This is a genomic window from Blautia wexlerae DSM 19850, assembly GCF_025148125.1.
GTDB lineage: Bacteria > Bacillota > Clostridia > Lachnospirales > Lachnospiraceae > Blautia_A > Blautia_A wexlerae.
In genome coordinates, this window is record NZ_CP102267.1 from 2,773,814 (window position 1) to 2,788,322 (window position 14,509).

Consider the following 14,509-nt stretch of genomic DNA (forward strand, 5'->3'; position numbering starts at 1 on the left):
CGTCCGTTTTCACGCCGCCCTGTTAAATCCGCACCCGCAGCCCGGAAAGGTCTGCCGCTCGAATACCCACAAGATACCAGTTGTCCCCGTACTCCATACGGGTCGGTTTCCATTTGCCCCGCACAAAAACCTCCATGCAGTCGCCGCAATGTAAGCCCCCGTAATAGTCGTTTACGTCAAAGCGAATGTCGTAGCGGTCAGCGGTTTCGTCAAAAATCAAAGCTCCTGTTTTCTGTGTCATCATAAAATCCTCCTTTGGGTTGGTTTACAGGCTTTCGTCCTCGTTGCAGGTGTAGTCGGGTATGCCCTTGCTTCTTGCCGACTGGATAATGCGCCCGCCGTACATATCGTGAGATACAAGGGACGTGTAATAGCTGCCAATCGTAGACGGGGCATTGAAAAGGGCAGCTTTCATGTACTGCTTGATGTTGCGGATTTTGGTGGTGTTTTCCTGCATACAGTCCAGTACAAAGCGGATATGTTCGCCGTTCAGCTTCATAAACTTTGCTTTTACAAGCTCTGCCGGGTGGTCGTCCCCTGCGATACGGATTGTTCTTCGTTTGGTGCAGACGGTTTCAAGGATAAGGGCAAGGATTTCCTCTATCCTGTCCCGGTCAAGGTGTCTGTCCTGTATCAGATAATCGTACTCGATATTGTCCTTGATGATTTCCTCATACACGCGATATGCGTCTGTCGCTTCCTTTCGCTTCCGTTCCGGCGGCTGTGCCGCGTCCTCTAAGGGAGAGGGATTTAGGGAATGGAAAGGAATGGAATGGGTACTTGATACATCTGTATTTAATTTTTCTTTGTTTGGTAAGTTAGTCTTTTGTATCTCTTTATTTAATTGCGTTGGATTTTCCGACGTCGGGTTATCCGGTGTCGGATTTTCCAATATCGGCTTATCCGTTGTTGGATTTTCCAATACCGGACAATCCAATGCTGGGGGCTGTGGCTGTTCGTAAATGGTGTACTCGATAGCGGTCATTTTACCTTTCTCGTCGCGCCCCTGCCGCCTTGTGATATATCCGGCTTTTTCAAGCTCCCATACAGCGGTGCGGATAGCGTCGATACTTTCCCGGTTGATAAGGGACAGCCCTGCAAGGGTATAGTCCCAATCTTCGGGAAGTGAAAGCATTTGCGATAACAAGCCCTTTGCCTTTAGGGAAAGTTCCTTGTTGCGTAAATGGTGGTTGCTCATAACCGTATAACCTTTGTTCTTTTCCACGCGGAAAACTGCCATAGCTTCATCACTCCTTTGGTTGGATTTGTTACGCAGTAGAAACGCGGTTTTGAGGGAAAAGGTATCAACCCTTGTCTTTCTCATTTTCGCGCTCTAAGAGCCGCATAAATCAAGGCTTTATTTGCCCTTACTGCGTAACATGAGGGTAAAAAAATAGCGGCGTTCCTTGTTTCCCTGTTGGGATAAAGTAACGTCGCTTATGCGAATAATGTTCAATTTTATTTATATCGTGGCAAGGCAATCAACAATTTTAGTAAGTAGTAAATAAGTAGTAAATTTTCTCTGTCAGCTTCAAAAAGTCAAGGAATATCAAGGGTTTCCGCGCTCGATTAGTGTACTGCCGTGGCAGATGAATAATACTTTTATCATCTTCTTATATCTCCATTTAAGTCTTGTATTTCTTCTCAAGCGCTTGATTTTTCAGGGTTTTCCGACTTTTGAGTTTTCCTTTCTTTTCAAGGTATCTTCTCAAGTCTTCTCGTATTTTCTTATGTTTTTCCCTGCAATCTTGGTAAATCCATTGGTAAAGCAAGCGTCCTTACCAACGGGCTTTTTTAACTATTCGCTATCCGATATACTTCTTCCTTTGCATCATCAAAATTCACATGGGTGTAAGTGTTCAATGTTACACTGATGTCTGCGTGACCCATGATATACTGCAAGGTTTTCGGATTCATACCGGATTTTGCCATATTAGAGCAAAAGGTGTGCCTGCATACATGAGGGGTAACTTTCGGCATTTGGATACGTTAAATCCTGTTGTATTTCTGAATGATATGCTCCAGATACTTTTCCCAGTGAAGGGCAACCATCGGCATATCGTTTTTATCCAGAAATAAAAATCCAGCGTATCCTTCCACCATCGGTTCAACCTTCGGTGTCTTTCGGTTGGCAATAATTCTGCGAAAACACGCTGCGACAGCTTCCGTCATTGGCACATAGCGGATGCCTTTGTCAGTTTTTGGTTCTTCAATTACATACTGCATCTGTGCAGTACGCTGTAACTGATGGTCTACCTTAATACGCATTTCTCCAAACTCAATCTCTGAAACCGTCAGCCCACAGAACTCTGAAATACGAAGCCCTGTGTGAAAAAGAATATAAATCGCATCATAGTATCTGCTGAAATGCTTATCTTCCTGAATAAACTTTAGCAAATCTCTCTGCTGCTTTCGGGTAATCGCTTCTCTGGTAACAGAATCATTGACAATGACGGATGCAAGCTCAAATTCAAATGGATTTTTACGAAGCAAATCATCGTCTACCGCCATCTGAAATGCTGGTCTGAGGACTCCCCGGATAGAATGAATGGAACTGTATCCCCGCCCATCAATTTGTTGGAGCTTAATCAACCATGCCTTGGCGTCTGACAAACGCACCTTATCAATTCGCAGATTCCCAAAACTCTCTTTTTTCAGCATATTGATGACCGTTTTATATCCGGCAACCGTATTGTGACGAACTCCTGTTTTCAATGAAATGTACTTTTCTACCAGTTCCAAAACAGTATAGTTGCCACCGTTGGTTACGATACGGTCAAACAAATCCGCTTCAATCTGTTTTTCTTTCTCACGCAGGGAAGGCTCCCGCTTCTTCCCTTTTGGCATTGGGTCATTCTTGTCCAGACGCCAACTGTATACATTTTTCTCTTTTCCGTCCTCATCAATATAGCGGAACCGATACCTCCCATCCTTACGCTGGTACTCGCCCTCTCGCAAAATCCGATTACGGTTATCTCGTCTTTTCTCACTCATCGTGAACTCTCCTTTCAAAAAAAGAGAGCCAGACTTGCACTCTTATCATAGCACAAATCCGGCTCTCCGCATAGTTATATCATGTGAAATTGGTAAATCTGTCAGCTCTGTTTACACAGCCGTAGCCTGATCCAGATACCTCTCAAATTTCTCACGCTTAATGAGGGCACGATTGCCGTTCATCACATAAAAATCCTCATTGGGATGTGTGTCAATAAGCGTTCTCAATTTTCCTTCGCCGATATGATAATATCTGGCTGCTTCCTCAATGGTAAGCGTATATCTACGCCACACCGGAATATCCGAGTAATTTTTTCCTTCAATATTCATCTTATTATTTGCCATAGGCAGTTATCCTCCATACATGAAAACAGCCAGACAGAGGGTGTCGGCAACGAAGTCCGGCAACGGGCTTCAAAAGACCTTGCAAACAATCTCAATCTGGCGATAGTTACTATTTATATTTTTCTTTTATTTTTCTGTTGTTTTGGTTGTTATAAGGGAGAAAAGCCCGCAGTTATGGGATTTCCCCCGGCAACCGGCTCGGCAACGGGATAGCAACAGGGGGTGCAACGGGCTGTCCTTTTCAGAATGGAAGCTCCATCTGTTCTGCGACCTCCACAAAACCGTCCATCGTTTTTTCAGACGGGTTGCCGGAGTCCGTTGCCGGGTTTTCACGCTCCCAGCCCTTTTGTCTGCCATATTCGGAAAACATTCTTGGGTTCGGGAAGTACCGCCAGCCGGTAATGCTCTGATTCATAATCTCGTTGATTTCCCGGATTTCCCATTGCTTCGGTTCGTCAAAGGCATGGTTCAAGGCTTCCTTGTAGAGCTTCTTGGAACAGACCATACTCCCGGTGTACTTATCAAGATACGCCTGTATCATTCCGGCTTTGGTGTCCTCCGGCATAAAATCCCGCTGGTGTTCTTTGAGATACCGCTGCATGGCGGGGCTGAAAGCCAGCTTGAATCTGCCGCTTCGGTAAATCTCCATCGCTTCCGCCCACATCTGCCCGATATAGGCTCTGGAAGCAGCTTCGTCCTCCAAAATGTGAACCTCGGCTTGCTCCGGGTACACCATGACGGGGATAAAGCGGCGGTTGCCGGAACAGTCAAGGGGCAGGAAGTCAAGGGCATTGGAAGTGCCGCCAAACACGCACTGACGGGGGCGGTCTGCCGGGTGGGTTTCATAGGGTATCTTGTAAACCTCTTTCTGCCGGCTTAAAAATGACTTGATTTCCTCAATGCTCTTGGCGTTGGCGGTTGCCATCATTTCCGACATTTCGATAATCCAGTGACCTTGCAGCTTACGGTACACATTGTCATCGTCCAGCTTCCGCAAATCATCGGAGAACCACTCGTCCCGGACTGCCAGCAGACGGAAGAAAGTGGACTTGCCAGCCCCCTGACCGCCTACCAGACAGAGCATGATTTCAAATTTGCACCCCGGCTGAAAGGCTCGTGAGATTGCACCCAGCAGGAACAGCTTCAACGCTTCATAGGTGTAATCGTCTGCGTCAGCCCCCAGAAAGTGTCGTAGGCAGAAACGGATTCGTTCTGTCCCGTCCCACACAAGGGTATTGAGATAGTCCCGGATGGGATGGTACTTGTTTTCATTCGCCACAATCCCGATGGCATTATCAATCTTTTTCTCATTGGTAAGCCCATAGGTTTCTTCCAGATAAAGAAGCAGATACTTCATGTCCGTATCGTTCAGGGCGGTGCTTTCCCTATGGAAGCCGATGGGCTTTATGATGTCCTTGCGGTCGGTCAGGATGTTGTATGCGATAGCCCCGGAAAGCAGCGGGTCACGCTGGAATACGGTCAGGCAGTTCCGTATGCTCTGACGGACACCGCCTTTCTCGGTAGTTTCCAGTCCCGCCTTGATTTCCTCAATGCTCTGGGGTGGCTGCATGGCGTTCATGGTGTTTTTTAGTTCTTGCTGCGTCTGCGGCTGCAAGCTCTGCCATTCGCTGTTCAAGCTGTATCACATCCTTTCCGTAGTCCGTAATCAAAGCCGCTTTTTCCTCCGTTTCCCCAAAGAGCAGCACATCCAGCAGATATTCCACTTGGTCTTGCTTCTGTAAGGCTTCCACAAACCGGGGATGAAAGGATTCCTCCGGGGAGTGCGGGGCATATTCCTTTCTCCATGCCCGGAGCAGGTGGAGATAGTCGGCAAGAATACGGAAGCAGCGGCTCTTTGCTTCCTGAAACTGTTCCTCCGGGGATTTCTGCCGGGGCTTTGGTTTTTTTGCCTTTCCCGGCGGTTTCCAGTCCTCATAGGAAAGCCCGAAGTCCTGTGCCAGTTGTACGGCGGCTTCTTTCTTTCCCAGCCCATACAGGGCGGCGGTAAAATCAATCACATCCCCATCAGCACCGCAGCCGAAGCAGTGGTAACGCCGATCCAGCTTCATACTTGGGGTTTTATCGTGATGGAACGGGCAGCAAGCCATCCCGTTCCGACCTACATGGATTCCATAATGCTCCGCAGCCTGTCTTGTTGTGACGGACTGCTTCACAGCTTCAAATACATTCAAATCTATCCCTCCTTGAAAACAAAAAAGCACCTGACATTCTCTGATTGAAAATGGCAAGTGCCTGTTAAAGTTCCATATCCTGTTGTTTGTGTTTTGTCTGCGCCGGGGCAGTTCTTTGTGCTTTTTTCTCGTCTGCCTTATCCAGCAAGACTTCTTTGATGGGCTGCTTCTTGGGCGGCTCTTTGCTTTCCTCTGTGCCGGGTGTGGCTTTCCGTACCCAGTAGCGGATGTCCCGCAGCTTCTTCAAATCCTCCTGTACCTCGGTCAGCGGTACTTTCAGCTCTGCGATTTCTTCCAGAAGTTTTTCCTGCTCCTCTTGCAGTTCCTTTTGGGTACTGTCCTTATCGTCTGGGTGCTTGGCAAGGTAGGCGGCGGCTTTCGCATATCGGGCAACCTCCGGGTGTTCCTGTTTGAATTTCTCCTTTGTTTTCTTAAAAAATATCTTCTGGTACTTCTCATAGACAGGCTTACATTCCTTGCAGTCTGTCCGGCTGGCAAGAATCCCGTCAATCACTTTGCTTCGGGCTTCCTTTGGCTTCATCTGATTGCGGTAATCTGCGGCTGATTTCCCGGAAGATTCCAGAAATGCTTCTAAGTCCTCCACAGTGGAAAGCCCCTTTTGCCGGAGATAGGACAGGGCTTCGCTGACTGCCTTTAAGTCCTGTGAAGTCCCCCGGTTCTGTCCAGCCCTTGTCCAGTCCTTCCTTTCTTCCTTTCGTATCTCCATATACTTCATCAGCAGATTGGGAAGAAGTGTTGCTTCCTCCGCCGCCTTTTGTACAAGCAGTTCTTTCCGTTTTTCTCCCAGCTCGGTAATCCAGCCTTTGAGGTTTTGGATAAGCTGCCGGATGGACTTCATCATACTGTTGGCGGCTCTGATTTCCCGGTTCAGGTTGCCGATATTCGTCTGGATACCACGCTTTTCCATCTGCCGGACAGCAGCACCCTCATGGACAGTAGGGACAACATCAAGCCCCTGTCTGGCATAGGAACGCAAGTCCACACGCTCCGGGCGGTCATTGGCTTCCAGATAGCGGTTCTGGATGACCTCCCATTCATGCCGCCAAATTTCACAATACTTCTGGTCGTTCCAGTCAACCGTATCTTCTTTATGGCTTTTCCACCTGCCGGACGGCAGCTTTATCCGTTCCCCATTCTCGTCAAGGTCATAAACCTTGCGGCTCTTGGGAAGCCATTTCCCTTGTTCGTCCATTGCCCTCATAGTCAGCAGGACATGGGCGTGGGGATTGTGTCCCGGCGGATGGGGGTCATGGATGGCAAAGTCAGCAATCATGCCTTTTGAAACAAACTGCTGTTCACAAAACTCCCTGACAAGGACAGCGTACTGGTCGGGTGGTATCTCTCTTGGGATGGTAAGCACCCACCTCCTTGCAAGCTGGGAGTTCCATTGCTTTTCCACCACTTCGGCGGCGTTCCATAAGGTATTGCGGTCTGCATACGACCGTGGGGCGTTTGCCGGGAGCAGGATTTCATTGTGGACGATACCACGCTTTTCCGGGTAGTGCTTTACTTGCTGGTCGTATTCACAGAACAGCTTTTCGCCGCTTTGGTAAGCAGCGGCGGCAACCGCAGACTGCCGCTGGCTGCGCTGAACAATCGTGATTTCGTTGTGTGGACAGGGCATTTCGTGTCCCTCCTTTCGGTAATTGGTGGATGGGGTGGCGTTTTACCACCTCATTTTGGGCAGAAAAAAAGCAGGAGACCTTTTTCAGATTTCCTGCTCGGTGTGCCGCTGTATGGGCGGCGGGTATTTAGTTGTAGAAATACATCAATTTGAAAAATCAAAACTGAAAACGAATATCTTCTTTGAATTTGTGTCGTCTGGGATTCCCTTCACTTCGATAAATTTTGTGTCGTTTCATATCATAAATAACTGACCAGACAGTATCTTTACCTGTACTTCTGTCATACTGACAGAGGAAACCATAATCTCCAGACAACAGTTTTTCTGCAAATGGAAAATTGAAACCTCCATTTTTTTCGCTAAAAGCTGAATACAATGTTTGATACCGTTCTTCTGCAAACCAATTATCAATCTTATCGTTGTTATAGCCTACCATTCCTGGCAGATGGAAAGTGTTCGTTGCACAGACAAAAGCAATATTGCTATTCAATGTTTTTTCTATTTTTATCTGTTCCGCATTACATTCTATAACAGCTATCGCCCCCATTGTATCAGCTAAGGTTAAAGTTTGTGCTGAAGCAATCGGTAATTGATATAAACAGGAGACAGCTTCCGACACATTTCTACATTTCTCCAACAGGTATCTGACAATCATACCTGCGTTAAATCCCGGTTTGCATTGGTTAGGATAGACGGATGTTAAACCAACAGCTAAACCATGTTCATTAACACCATCTTCAATCTCAATAAAAGCAGTTGTATTTCCTGTGAAAGAATAAACTCCATCCGTCAATTTATAAACTACATTCTGATTTAGCCTTTCAATTTCTGTCAGAAAATCACTGTTTCGTCCCAGAAGAATTTCCTGTTCCGTTGTAAAAGCAAAACAAGAGCAATTACAAGATGGAGGCATAGAGTACATACTAAATAATACAGCTTGCAAAATACGGACATCACATTGTTGTCCATCTGCCAGACCTTGAATTTCTTCTACAATCTCATGGTAATACTTTTCATAAATCGGAAGGCAGGACAAAGCATAGTCAATCCGTTCCTGCGTGATTTCAAATGGTATGTTCTCTAAAATTATATTTTTGTGTTTTAACAGTAAGGAACCCCACCGAAAACCAGCTTCGTAGTGTGTTCCCCTAAAATGTGCATGATACATTTTTACACGCTCCTTATTGATTAGATAAAGAGCTACCGGTAACTCTTATCTAAGGGTAACTGAATAAAAATTTTAAGTCAAGCCATATTTTACTTGTCGGCTGGGAACAGCTTGCAACGCAAGGTGTCCCCAGATGGCAAGTCCACAAAAGGGTAGCTGGCGGCAGCCAGCGCAGGGGAAGCGTAGCGTCCCCTGTTTGATTTGGAGCAGACCATGACTGCTAAAAATCACAGCCCTCCGGCGAGGAGCCTTCGGAGAACGCAATGCACCAACCTCTGGGCGGTGTATAATTGCGCCCTTAGTAAACTAAGGGGTTTCCGGCTTCTCCCGTTCCAGCATTGTTTTCAATAGTTCCTGCGTGTCCTTCCTGTGAAAAATGAGTTTCAACAACAGCATTACATCATCATCTGTCAGGCGTTCCGGCTCTTGCAGAAAACTTTCCAGCATACCGCCACGAGTGCAGAGCCGGTGCGTCCGTTCCTTTCGGGTAAGCTGCTTCAACTGGTGCTGCAATACCTTTTCATCATTGATGGCTTTTCGCAGTTTCTTTTCGCTTTTCTCCAGCTCCCGGTTGAGCTTTTCCAGCTTTGAGGTATCAGGCAAGGGCAGCGTCCTCCTTTCCCGGTATCAACACATAAATCCTGTTTGGTTCTCCAACGCCCTGACACACCCGCATGATAAGTCCGGCGGTTTCCAGTTCATTCAAAGAACGCTTGACCGTCATGGGGCTGCGGGACAGGACTGCGGCAATGGCTGTGACAGGGAAGCAGACAAACAGGATTCCGTTCTCGTCCTCCTGTCCTTTGGATAGCATAGCATCCAGCATCCGGCAGTACATGACCTTTGCGGTGCTGCTGACTGGAAATCCTGTCAACGCTCTGGGAAATGGCATACAGGGCGGCAAGGGTGTGTCTATCGTCATAAATTCAAAATTCATTCGGTGTGTGCCTCCTTTTTCTTTGCTCGTTTGGATAAATAACGGGGGCAGTCAATCACAACCGCCCGGAAGCTCTGCCTGCACCCATGCTGGCATTTCCGGCATAATTCGTTGTAAGTGACACGCCCCCGGTCATTGAGGTAAAAGGAAAGCTCATATTTCCTCTTTTTACTCATTCTCGGCATATTGTGTTTCCTCCCGTTTTAGTGTATGGTTTCGGGGCGATTTTCGGCAAAATTACAGCCATAGAGCCGCCTAAAATCTCCCGAAGTATCAGCGATAGGGTAGACTATCTCCCTATCAGATTGTCGTGTTTCGGTATCATTTCGGTGTCAGTTCGCCAGTTCTCCCCGGTGTCGTTCCTCCCCTGAATCTCACAGCGGCGTATCGCTCCCGTTGGTACGCTCGTTTTGGTCAGGGTTCCTCCATATCCCCGCCAAAAGTCATGGCGCTACATCGCCGGGGAAGCATATCCCACACAGGCTGGTCATTCGATTGGAATAATCCATCGATGAACTACCTGTATCATAGAACATTTTTGTGCCCTGTGCCGTATGTCCACAAAGTAGGAATTAAGGGTAAAAATCGGAAATTTCCACGATTGCGGAAAGTGTGATATAATCCAGTTAAGCGGCAGAAATACAACCGCTGGAAAGGAGCGTGCGCCCATGAAAGGAGCAACTACCATACAGGAACGTCTTTGGGAACTCCGCAAGGACAAAGGCTTAAATTTGGAAGAATTATCAGAGCTGACGGGCATTTCCAAATCAGCTCTTGGAAGTTATGAGAAAGAGGATTATAAGGAAATCAATCATGGCAACCTTATCACGCTGGCAGACTTCTATGAGGTTTCCGTTGATTATCTGCTGTGCCGGACAGAGAACCGGGAACAGATCAACACACCATTAACAGGGCTTCATTTGAACGATGAGATGGTGGCACTTTTGAAAAGCGGTCGAATTAACAACCGTCTGCTCTGTGAGCTTGCCACTCATAAGGATTTTATCAAGTTTCTTGCGGATATTGAGATTTATGTAGATGGGATTGCCACCATGCAGATTCAAAACCTCAACGCCCTTGTCGATACTGTCCGGCATGAAATCATTGAACGGTATCGCCCCGGCGAAGATGACCCCCATTTGAAAGTGCTACAAGCCGCCCATATCAGCGATGATGAATATTTCAGCCACATGGTGCTGGATGATCTCAACCTCATTATCCGGGATATTCGGGAAGCCCACAAAAAAGATAGTGAAAGTGCCCCACAGACCACCGTTGCCGATGAACTGAAAGAAAATCTGGAAGCGGTCGAAAATTTCAAGGGTAGTCGGGATGAAAAGCTGGTCATCCTTTATTGCAAGCAACTCGGTATCAACTATAAAAATCTGTCGGAAGAAGAATTCCGCTGGCTCATTCGGATTCTCAAAAAATCAAAGAAAATGGGAACGCCTATCAGCCAGAGGAAAAAACGGTAACAAAAAACCGCTGTTGCATGGTTGTGTTAGCTTCCATGTAGCAGCGGTTTATGCTGTGGTTATTCAGTTGAAATTTCAGAAAGACAGGCTGGAATTTATGAACTTAATGCCGTTACCAATGATAAATATCTTTCTGTCTTTTTCTTAATATCATCTTCACTAACACCATAATAGATATACAAATCTTTTGAAATTTTCTCAAACTGTTTCATTACTTTCTTGTTTCCAGAATAAGATATACCGAATATATTCCAAATATAATCTATCTCCATCTCAAGAGAATCATCACCGATTCTTATTTCATATAGATGAAAGTTCATAGGAATTACATTATCTGGCATTTCGGCAATCATTTCGCTTCGAGTCTTTATTTTACAAAAATATTCTCTGACAGATTCTTCATTAGAAACATCCGGCTTTGGAATATCCTTCATTTCACCTAAAACTTCTGGTTTATGCTGTAAAATCAAACTCTCCTTTAGGTTTTTTTGTTGTTCAATATATTTTCTCTCAGTTGAATTAGTTTCAATTAGATTGTAGGTATTCATTGCATATTGTACCAATTCATCAAGAGTATGTGAATCTGCAACCACTTTCTTCTCTACTATCTTACGTCTATATCTGTAGATAATATTTCGTATCCTTACTTTTAGAGGCTTTTTCCGTGTTCTGCCAGCTATAAAAATACTTGTTGGGCCATCTGCACCACCTATTATTGAAACTTCACTTTTGCTTTTTTCTTTCATAAGTGTTCATCCTCGCAAATTGGAATTTGACTAATCCTACATGTGCATCATATTACACTCATGTAATTATCCTCTACATAAACAGCTTTTCCATCAGCAAGCTTAATCTCTTCTTTGCCGTTCGGTAATACTGTTGTTTCAGAACCATTCCAATGGGGGATAATAGGATTGTCAATAATATGTAATCCATCTGTTAAATTTCCCGCCGCATACATACTTCCTGCACTGATTCCGACATATATAAGTCCGTTTTTAATTGCATTATTAAGTATTCTATCAAAACCAGTTCTAGACATTTCACGACAAAGCACAGATACATCACCACCACTGACAAAAACAGCATCAAATTGGTTTAATTCTTCAAAAGTTAATAGCCTTGTAAGCATAAACGGGGTTGTAACATACGAAGAATAGGTTCTTTGATAGTCTTTTGAAAGAATTAATTCCAGATTGTACACTAATATATTTTCGTACTGAATTCCCATTAGAAAGAGTTCATGAAAACATATTGCAAGCGACTCTCTTGCACCATCTGTTTCAATGCCAGCTGTTGGAATATAAAGCACTTTCACATCCTTCGGACACTTTCCAATAATATCAAAGAATTTCTCTTTCATCTTATCGGTCAACCCTGCAGATGTAAGAAATAGATGTTTTCCATTCATATTCTTTTACCTCGTCAGTCGAGTAGACTTACACCTCACAATGTAAGCCCCTCACAGAACCGTACGTGCGGCTTTCCCGCATACGGCTCTTCATAATAATATTTACAGTCTCAAAACAAGCTGACATAAATCTTTGGCATTGCCAATGGATAATATTTCAGCATTTCAATGAATCCTTCTCTTGTATAACTCTTTCTGTCACTTCGTCTATTCAGCACCTTAAACAGAAGTTCTCTCACTTGTTGTTTGTAGTTTGAAATCATTCTGCCATTAAAACTTATGCCATAGTACCTATAATGGCCTATTAGTTTCAGATTTAGCATACCCATTAGTTTCTTTAGCGGTTGGTCTCTATTCGCATATAACCATACCTTGATGTCTCGAATTTTCTGTCTGAATTTCTTAGAGCTTGTCTTTGGCATTATATATGGCATGCCTTTGCGTGAACGCCCACAATAGAATGTGAATCCCAGAAAATCAAATGTTTGTAATCTGATACACTCACCGCTCTTTTGCTTTGCCCTTGCAATATAAGCACCGCTTTGTAAGAGACGACTTTTACTGTCTTCTAATTGCAAACCGAACTTTTCCATTCGTTCTTTAAGAAGCTTGTAGTAATTCTCTGCTTCCCATTTATATTGAAATCCTGCAACAAAATCATCTGCATATACAATTAGAAAGTTATCTCCCTTGCATTCTTTGGTAATAATAAACTTATACCATAGTGTCAATACATTGTGCATATATATGTTTGCTAGGATTGGACTTATGATATTGCCTTGAGCTGAACCTTCTTCATTCGCCATAAGTTCACCATTATCCAGCACTCCCACTTTAAGATACTTCTTGACAAGACCAATTATGTTGGGGTCTTTAATATAAAGTTTGAGAAACTTGATAATCCATTCATGCTTCATATGGTCGAAGAATCCTTTGATGTCAGTATCCACAATATAGCAGATTTTCGTGTTGTTTAATCTCTTACACAGTTCTTTTATTGCGTTATGACATCCTCGATTTGGTCTGAATCCGTACATGCAGTTCAGAAATCTCGGTTCATAGATAGCTTCCAATATCTTCTTTAATGCTAATTGGACTATTTTGTCCTCATAGCATGCAATTCCTAATGGTCGAAGTTTTCCATTGCTTTTAGGGATATATACCCTAATTGATGGCTGTGGTTTGTATGATTTTCTTTTCAGTCTTTCTACCAAGTCATCTAAGTTTTGCTCCAGATTTCTCCCGTACTCTTTCTTAGTAATCTCATCAACACCGACTGCTTTGTTTCCGTCTAATTCTTTGTGACATTGCAAAAGCATTTCTTTATTGATTAGATGATACAACGATGTGAACTCTGGTCCCGGCGAATTTGCCGATATTTCTGCTATTCTTTCTAATTTCGTTTCCATCAATACCTCCGTCCCTGAGTACGGTTGATGTGTCCTCAGAAAGACCATTATTATGTAGCTCCCTTTCCTCCGTTGGCATTACCCAACTTCTTCAGTACTATGAAGCTATCCGACTGCCTACTGTTCTTTTGACATTCTCCTGTTTTGCAGTTGTTTGCCATACTTGCAATGGCAAGAAACAATAGGCTCTCCCCAGTTGACTGAATAATCACAATGTAAAACATAAAGTGCTCTTTGACCCCGCAGAAGCAAACCATTTCTCACCAATGCGAATTGATTTGTATTGCTTTCCGTCGAAATTAGAACGTCAGCCTTCTAAATGTCAAAATTTCGAGGCTCAATCACACTCTCTATTTTCTCGCTGTCTACGCTTAGCAACTACCATTACTGACAGTCACCCAAGACTCGCTACTGGCGGTTGGTTAGGCCTTACCAGACAGGCATTCCACCTGCTAGACTACTCGCCCTTATCTGGGCGCACAACTCCGATTTATCATAATCATTCTACCATACCGTTATGAATAAATCATCTCATGCAAAACAATTTCTTCTGCCCGATTGTGAATGTTATTGCAACGCTGCACCCATTCCATCTGACAGATACTCTTTAATTCTTCTGTGACCCCCTCAGCAGCTTTCATCTGCTCTATGATTGTATCTAATCGCTTCTGTGCCTGTTCGTTCAGATCTGCAAGATATGTCCATAATTCCCCTGTCAGGGTCAATGTATTCAATCTGGCTGGGTGGACTTCTCTTAAATATTCCCGGTGCATCCGTCCGTACTTTCCGATAGGGCGGTGTTCCTCCGGCAATTTCAAATCTGGTAAATAATAATCTCCATTCAGAGTGTAATGCAGTCCGTTTTTCTCTTCATAAATGTGTTTCTTTAATCCGCTCATATTTTTAATCTCCTCATTCTGGTTTGTTGTTTCT

The 14,509-nt window shown here is 44.5% G+C and carries 15 protein-coding genes and 1 pseudogene; 1 reads left to right on the plus strand and 15 read right to left on the minus strand.

The genetic code is table 11. The features are described 5' to 3' along the window. Positions 1-22 precede the first annotated feature (22 nt). From NQ550_RS12810 to NQ550_RS12860, 11 genes and pseudogenes are all read right to left on the minus strand, one after another. Positions 23-241 carry a DUF5348 domain-containing protein gene (locus tag NQ550_RS12810; protein ID WP_004611927.1) on the minus strand — a complete coding sequence of 73 codons (219 nt, stop codon included), beginning with the start codon at positions 239-241 and terminating at the stop codon, positions 23-25. Between the two features lie 24 nt (positions 242-265). After that, positions 266-1,240: a DUF6017 domain-containing protein gene (locus NQ550_RS12815; RefSeq protein WP_101880191.1), complete on the minus strand. Its 975-nt coding sequence runs from the start codon at positions 1,238-1,240 to the stop codon at positions 266-268. 554 nt (positions 1,241-1,794) lie between these two features. Then, positions 1,795-2,994 (minus strand): annotated as a pseudogene (locus tag NQ550_RS12820) (integrase DNA-binding domain-containing protein). A gap of 111 nt (positions 2,995-3,105) precedes the next feature. Then, entirely contained in the window at positions 3,106-3,339 is a 234-nt protein-coding gene (locus NQ550_RS12825) for an excisionase (RefSeq protein ID WP_016218019.1), read from the minus strand. Positions 3,340-3,580: 241 nt separating this feature from the next. Then, entirely contained in the window at positions 3,581-4,918 is a 1,338-nt protein-coding gene (locus NQ550_RS12830; RefSeq protein WP_025579843.1) for a virulence-associated E family protein, read from the minus strand. Continuing rightward, positions 4,887-5,531, minus strand: coding sequence for a CHC2 zinc finger domain-containing protein (locus tag NQ550_RS12835; RefSeq protein WP_025579842.1), 645 nt, complete (start codon positions 5,529-5,531; stop codon positions 4,887-4,889). Before NQ550_RS12835 ends, NQ550_RS12830 begins: the two co-directional genes overlap by 32 nt. A gap of 64 nt (positions 5,532-5,595) precedes the next feature. Then, positions 5,596-7,176 carry a MobQ family relaxase gene (mobQ, locus tag NQ550_RS12840; protein ID WP_025579841.1) on the minus strand — a complete coding sequence of 527 codons (1,581 nt, stop codon included), beginning with the start codon at positions 7,174-7,176 and terminating at the stop codon, positions 5,596-5,598. Between the two features lie 157 nt (positions 7,177-7,333). Then, positions 7,334-8,344 carry a C45 family autoproteolytic acyltransferase/hydolase gene (locus NQ550_RS12845; protein WP_025579839.1) on the minus strand — a complete coding sequence of 337 codons (1,011 nt, stop codon included), beginning with the start codon at positions 8,342-8,344 and terminating at the stop codon, positions 7,334-7,336. 306 nt (positions 8,345-8,650) lie between these two features. After that, positions 8,651-8,947 (minus strand): DUF3847 domain-containing protein, encoded by a 297-nt coding sequence (locus NQ550_RS12850; protein WP_025579837.1) that lies wholly within the window; start codon positions 8,945-8,947, stop codon positions 8,651-8,653. Beyond that, a complete protein-coding gene (locus NQ550_RS12855) occupies positions 8,940-9,281 on the minus strand; it encodes a DeoR family transcriptional regulator (RefSeq protein ID WP_025579836.1) in 342 nt (113 codons plus the stop codon). Before NQ550_RS12855 ends, NQ550_RS12850 begins: the two co-directional genes overlap by 8 nt. Beyond that, a complete protein-coding gene (locus NQ550_RS12860; protein WP_055058411.1) occupies positions 9,278-9,466 on the minus strand; it encodes a hypothetical protein in 189 nt (62 codons plus the stop codon). The genes NQ550_RS12855 and NQ550_RS12860 overlap by 4 nt, the downstream gene beginning before the upstream one ends. A 483-nt stretch (positions 9,467-9,949) precedes the next feature. Between NQ550_RS12860 and NQ550_RS12865 the strand changes: the two genes are divergently transcribed. Next, positions 9,950-10,756, plus strand: a complete 807-nt coding sequence (locus NQ550_RS12865) for a helix-turn-helix domain-containing protein (RefSeq protein WP_025579832.1) — start codon at positions 9,950-9,952, stop codon at positions 10,754-10,756. 95 nt (positions 10,757-10,851) lie between these two features. On the opposite strand, the gene NQ550_RS12870 is transcribed toward NQ550_RS12865, so the two are convergent. From NQ550_RS12870 to NQ550_RS12885, 4 genes are all read right to left on the minus strand, one after another. Further along, a complete protein-coding gene (locus tag NQ550_RS12870; protein ID WP_025579830.1) occupies positions 10,852-11,502 on the minus strand; it encodes a hypothetical protein in 651 nt (216 codons plus the stop codon). A 47-nt stretch (positions 11,503-11,549) separates the two neighbouring features. Continuing rightward, on the minus strand, positions 11,550-12,167 hold the full coding sequence (locus NQ550_RS12875; protein ID WP_025579828.1) for a Type 1 glutamine amidotransferase-like domain-containing protein: 618 nt from the start codon (positions 12,165-12,167) through the stop codon (positions 11,550-11,552). Positions 12,168-12,277: 110 nt separating this feature from the next. Continuing rightward, positions 12,278-13,576: a group II intron reverse transcriptase/maturase gene (gene ltrA, locus NQ550_RS12880; RefSeq protein WP_025579826.1), complete on the minus strand. Its 1,299-nt coding sequence runs from the start codon at positions 13,574-13,576 to the stop codon at positions 12,278-12,280. Between the two features lie 515 nt (positions 13,577-14,091). Then, on the minus strand, positions 14,092-14,475 hold the full coding sequence (locus tag NQ550_RS12885; RefSeq protein WP_025579824.1) for a TnpV protein: 384 nt from the start codon (positions 14,473-14,475) through the stop codon (positions 14,092-14,094). Positions 14,476-14,509 lie beyond the last annotated feature (34 nt).

Excerpts from the sequence above, each read along its gene's own strand:
- NQ550_RS12810 (WP_004611927.1), bottom strand. The coding sequence starts at position 241 with ATGACACAGAAAACAGGAGCTTTGATTTTTGACGAAACCGCTGACCGC.
- NQ550_RS12815 (WP_101880191.1), bottom strand. The coding sequence starts at position 1,240 with ATGGCAGTTTTCCGCGTGGAAAAGAACAAAGGTTATACGGTTATGAGC.
- NQ550_RS12825 (WP_016218019.1), bottom strand. The coding sequence starts at position 3,339 with ATGGCAAATAATAAGATGAATATTGAAGGAAAAAATTACTCGGATATT.
- NQ550_RS12830 (WP_025579843.1), bottom strand. The coding sequence starts at position 4,918 with ATGAACGCCATGCAGCCACCCCAGAGCATTGAGGAAATCAAGGCGGGA.
- mobQ (WP_025579841.1), bottom strand. The coding sequence starts at position 7,176 with ATGCCCTGTCCACACAACGAAATCACGATTGTTCAGCGCAGCCAGCGG.
- NQ550_RS12845 (WP_025579839.1), bottom strand. The coding sequence starts at position 8,344 with ATGTATCATGCACATTTTAGGGGAACACACTACGAAGCTGGTTTTCGG.
- NQ550_RS12855 (WP_025579836.1), bottom strand. The coding sequence starts at position 9,281 with ATGAATTTTGAATTTATGACGATAGACACACCCTTGCCGCCCTGTATG.
- NQ550_RS12860 (WP_055058411.1), bottom strand. The coding sequence starts at position 9,466 with ATGCCGAGAATGAGTAAAAAGAGGAAATATGAGCTTTCCTTTTACCTC.
- NQ550_RS12865 (WP_025579832.1), top strand. The coding sequence starts at position 9,950 with ATGAAAGGAGCAACTACCATACAGGAACGTCTTTGGGAACTCCGCAAG.
- NQ550_RS12870 (WP_025579830.1), bottom strand. The coding sequence starts at position 11,502 with ATGAAAGAAAAAAGCAAAAGTGAAGTTTCAATAATAGGTGGTGCAGAT.
- NQ550_RS12875 (WP_025579828.1), bottom strand. The coding sequence starts at position 12,167 with ATGAATGGAAAACATCTATTTCTTACATCTGCAGGGTTGACCGATAAG.
- ltrA (WP_025579826.1), bottom strand. The coding sequence starts at position 13,576 with ATGGAAACGAAATTAGAAAGAATAGCAGAAATATCGGCAAATTCGCCG.
- NQ550_RS12885 (WP_025579824.1), bottom strand. The coding sequence starts at position 14,475 with ATGAGCGGATTAAAGAAACACATTTATGAAGAGAAAAACGGACTGCAT.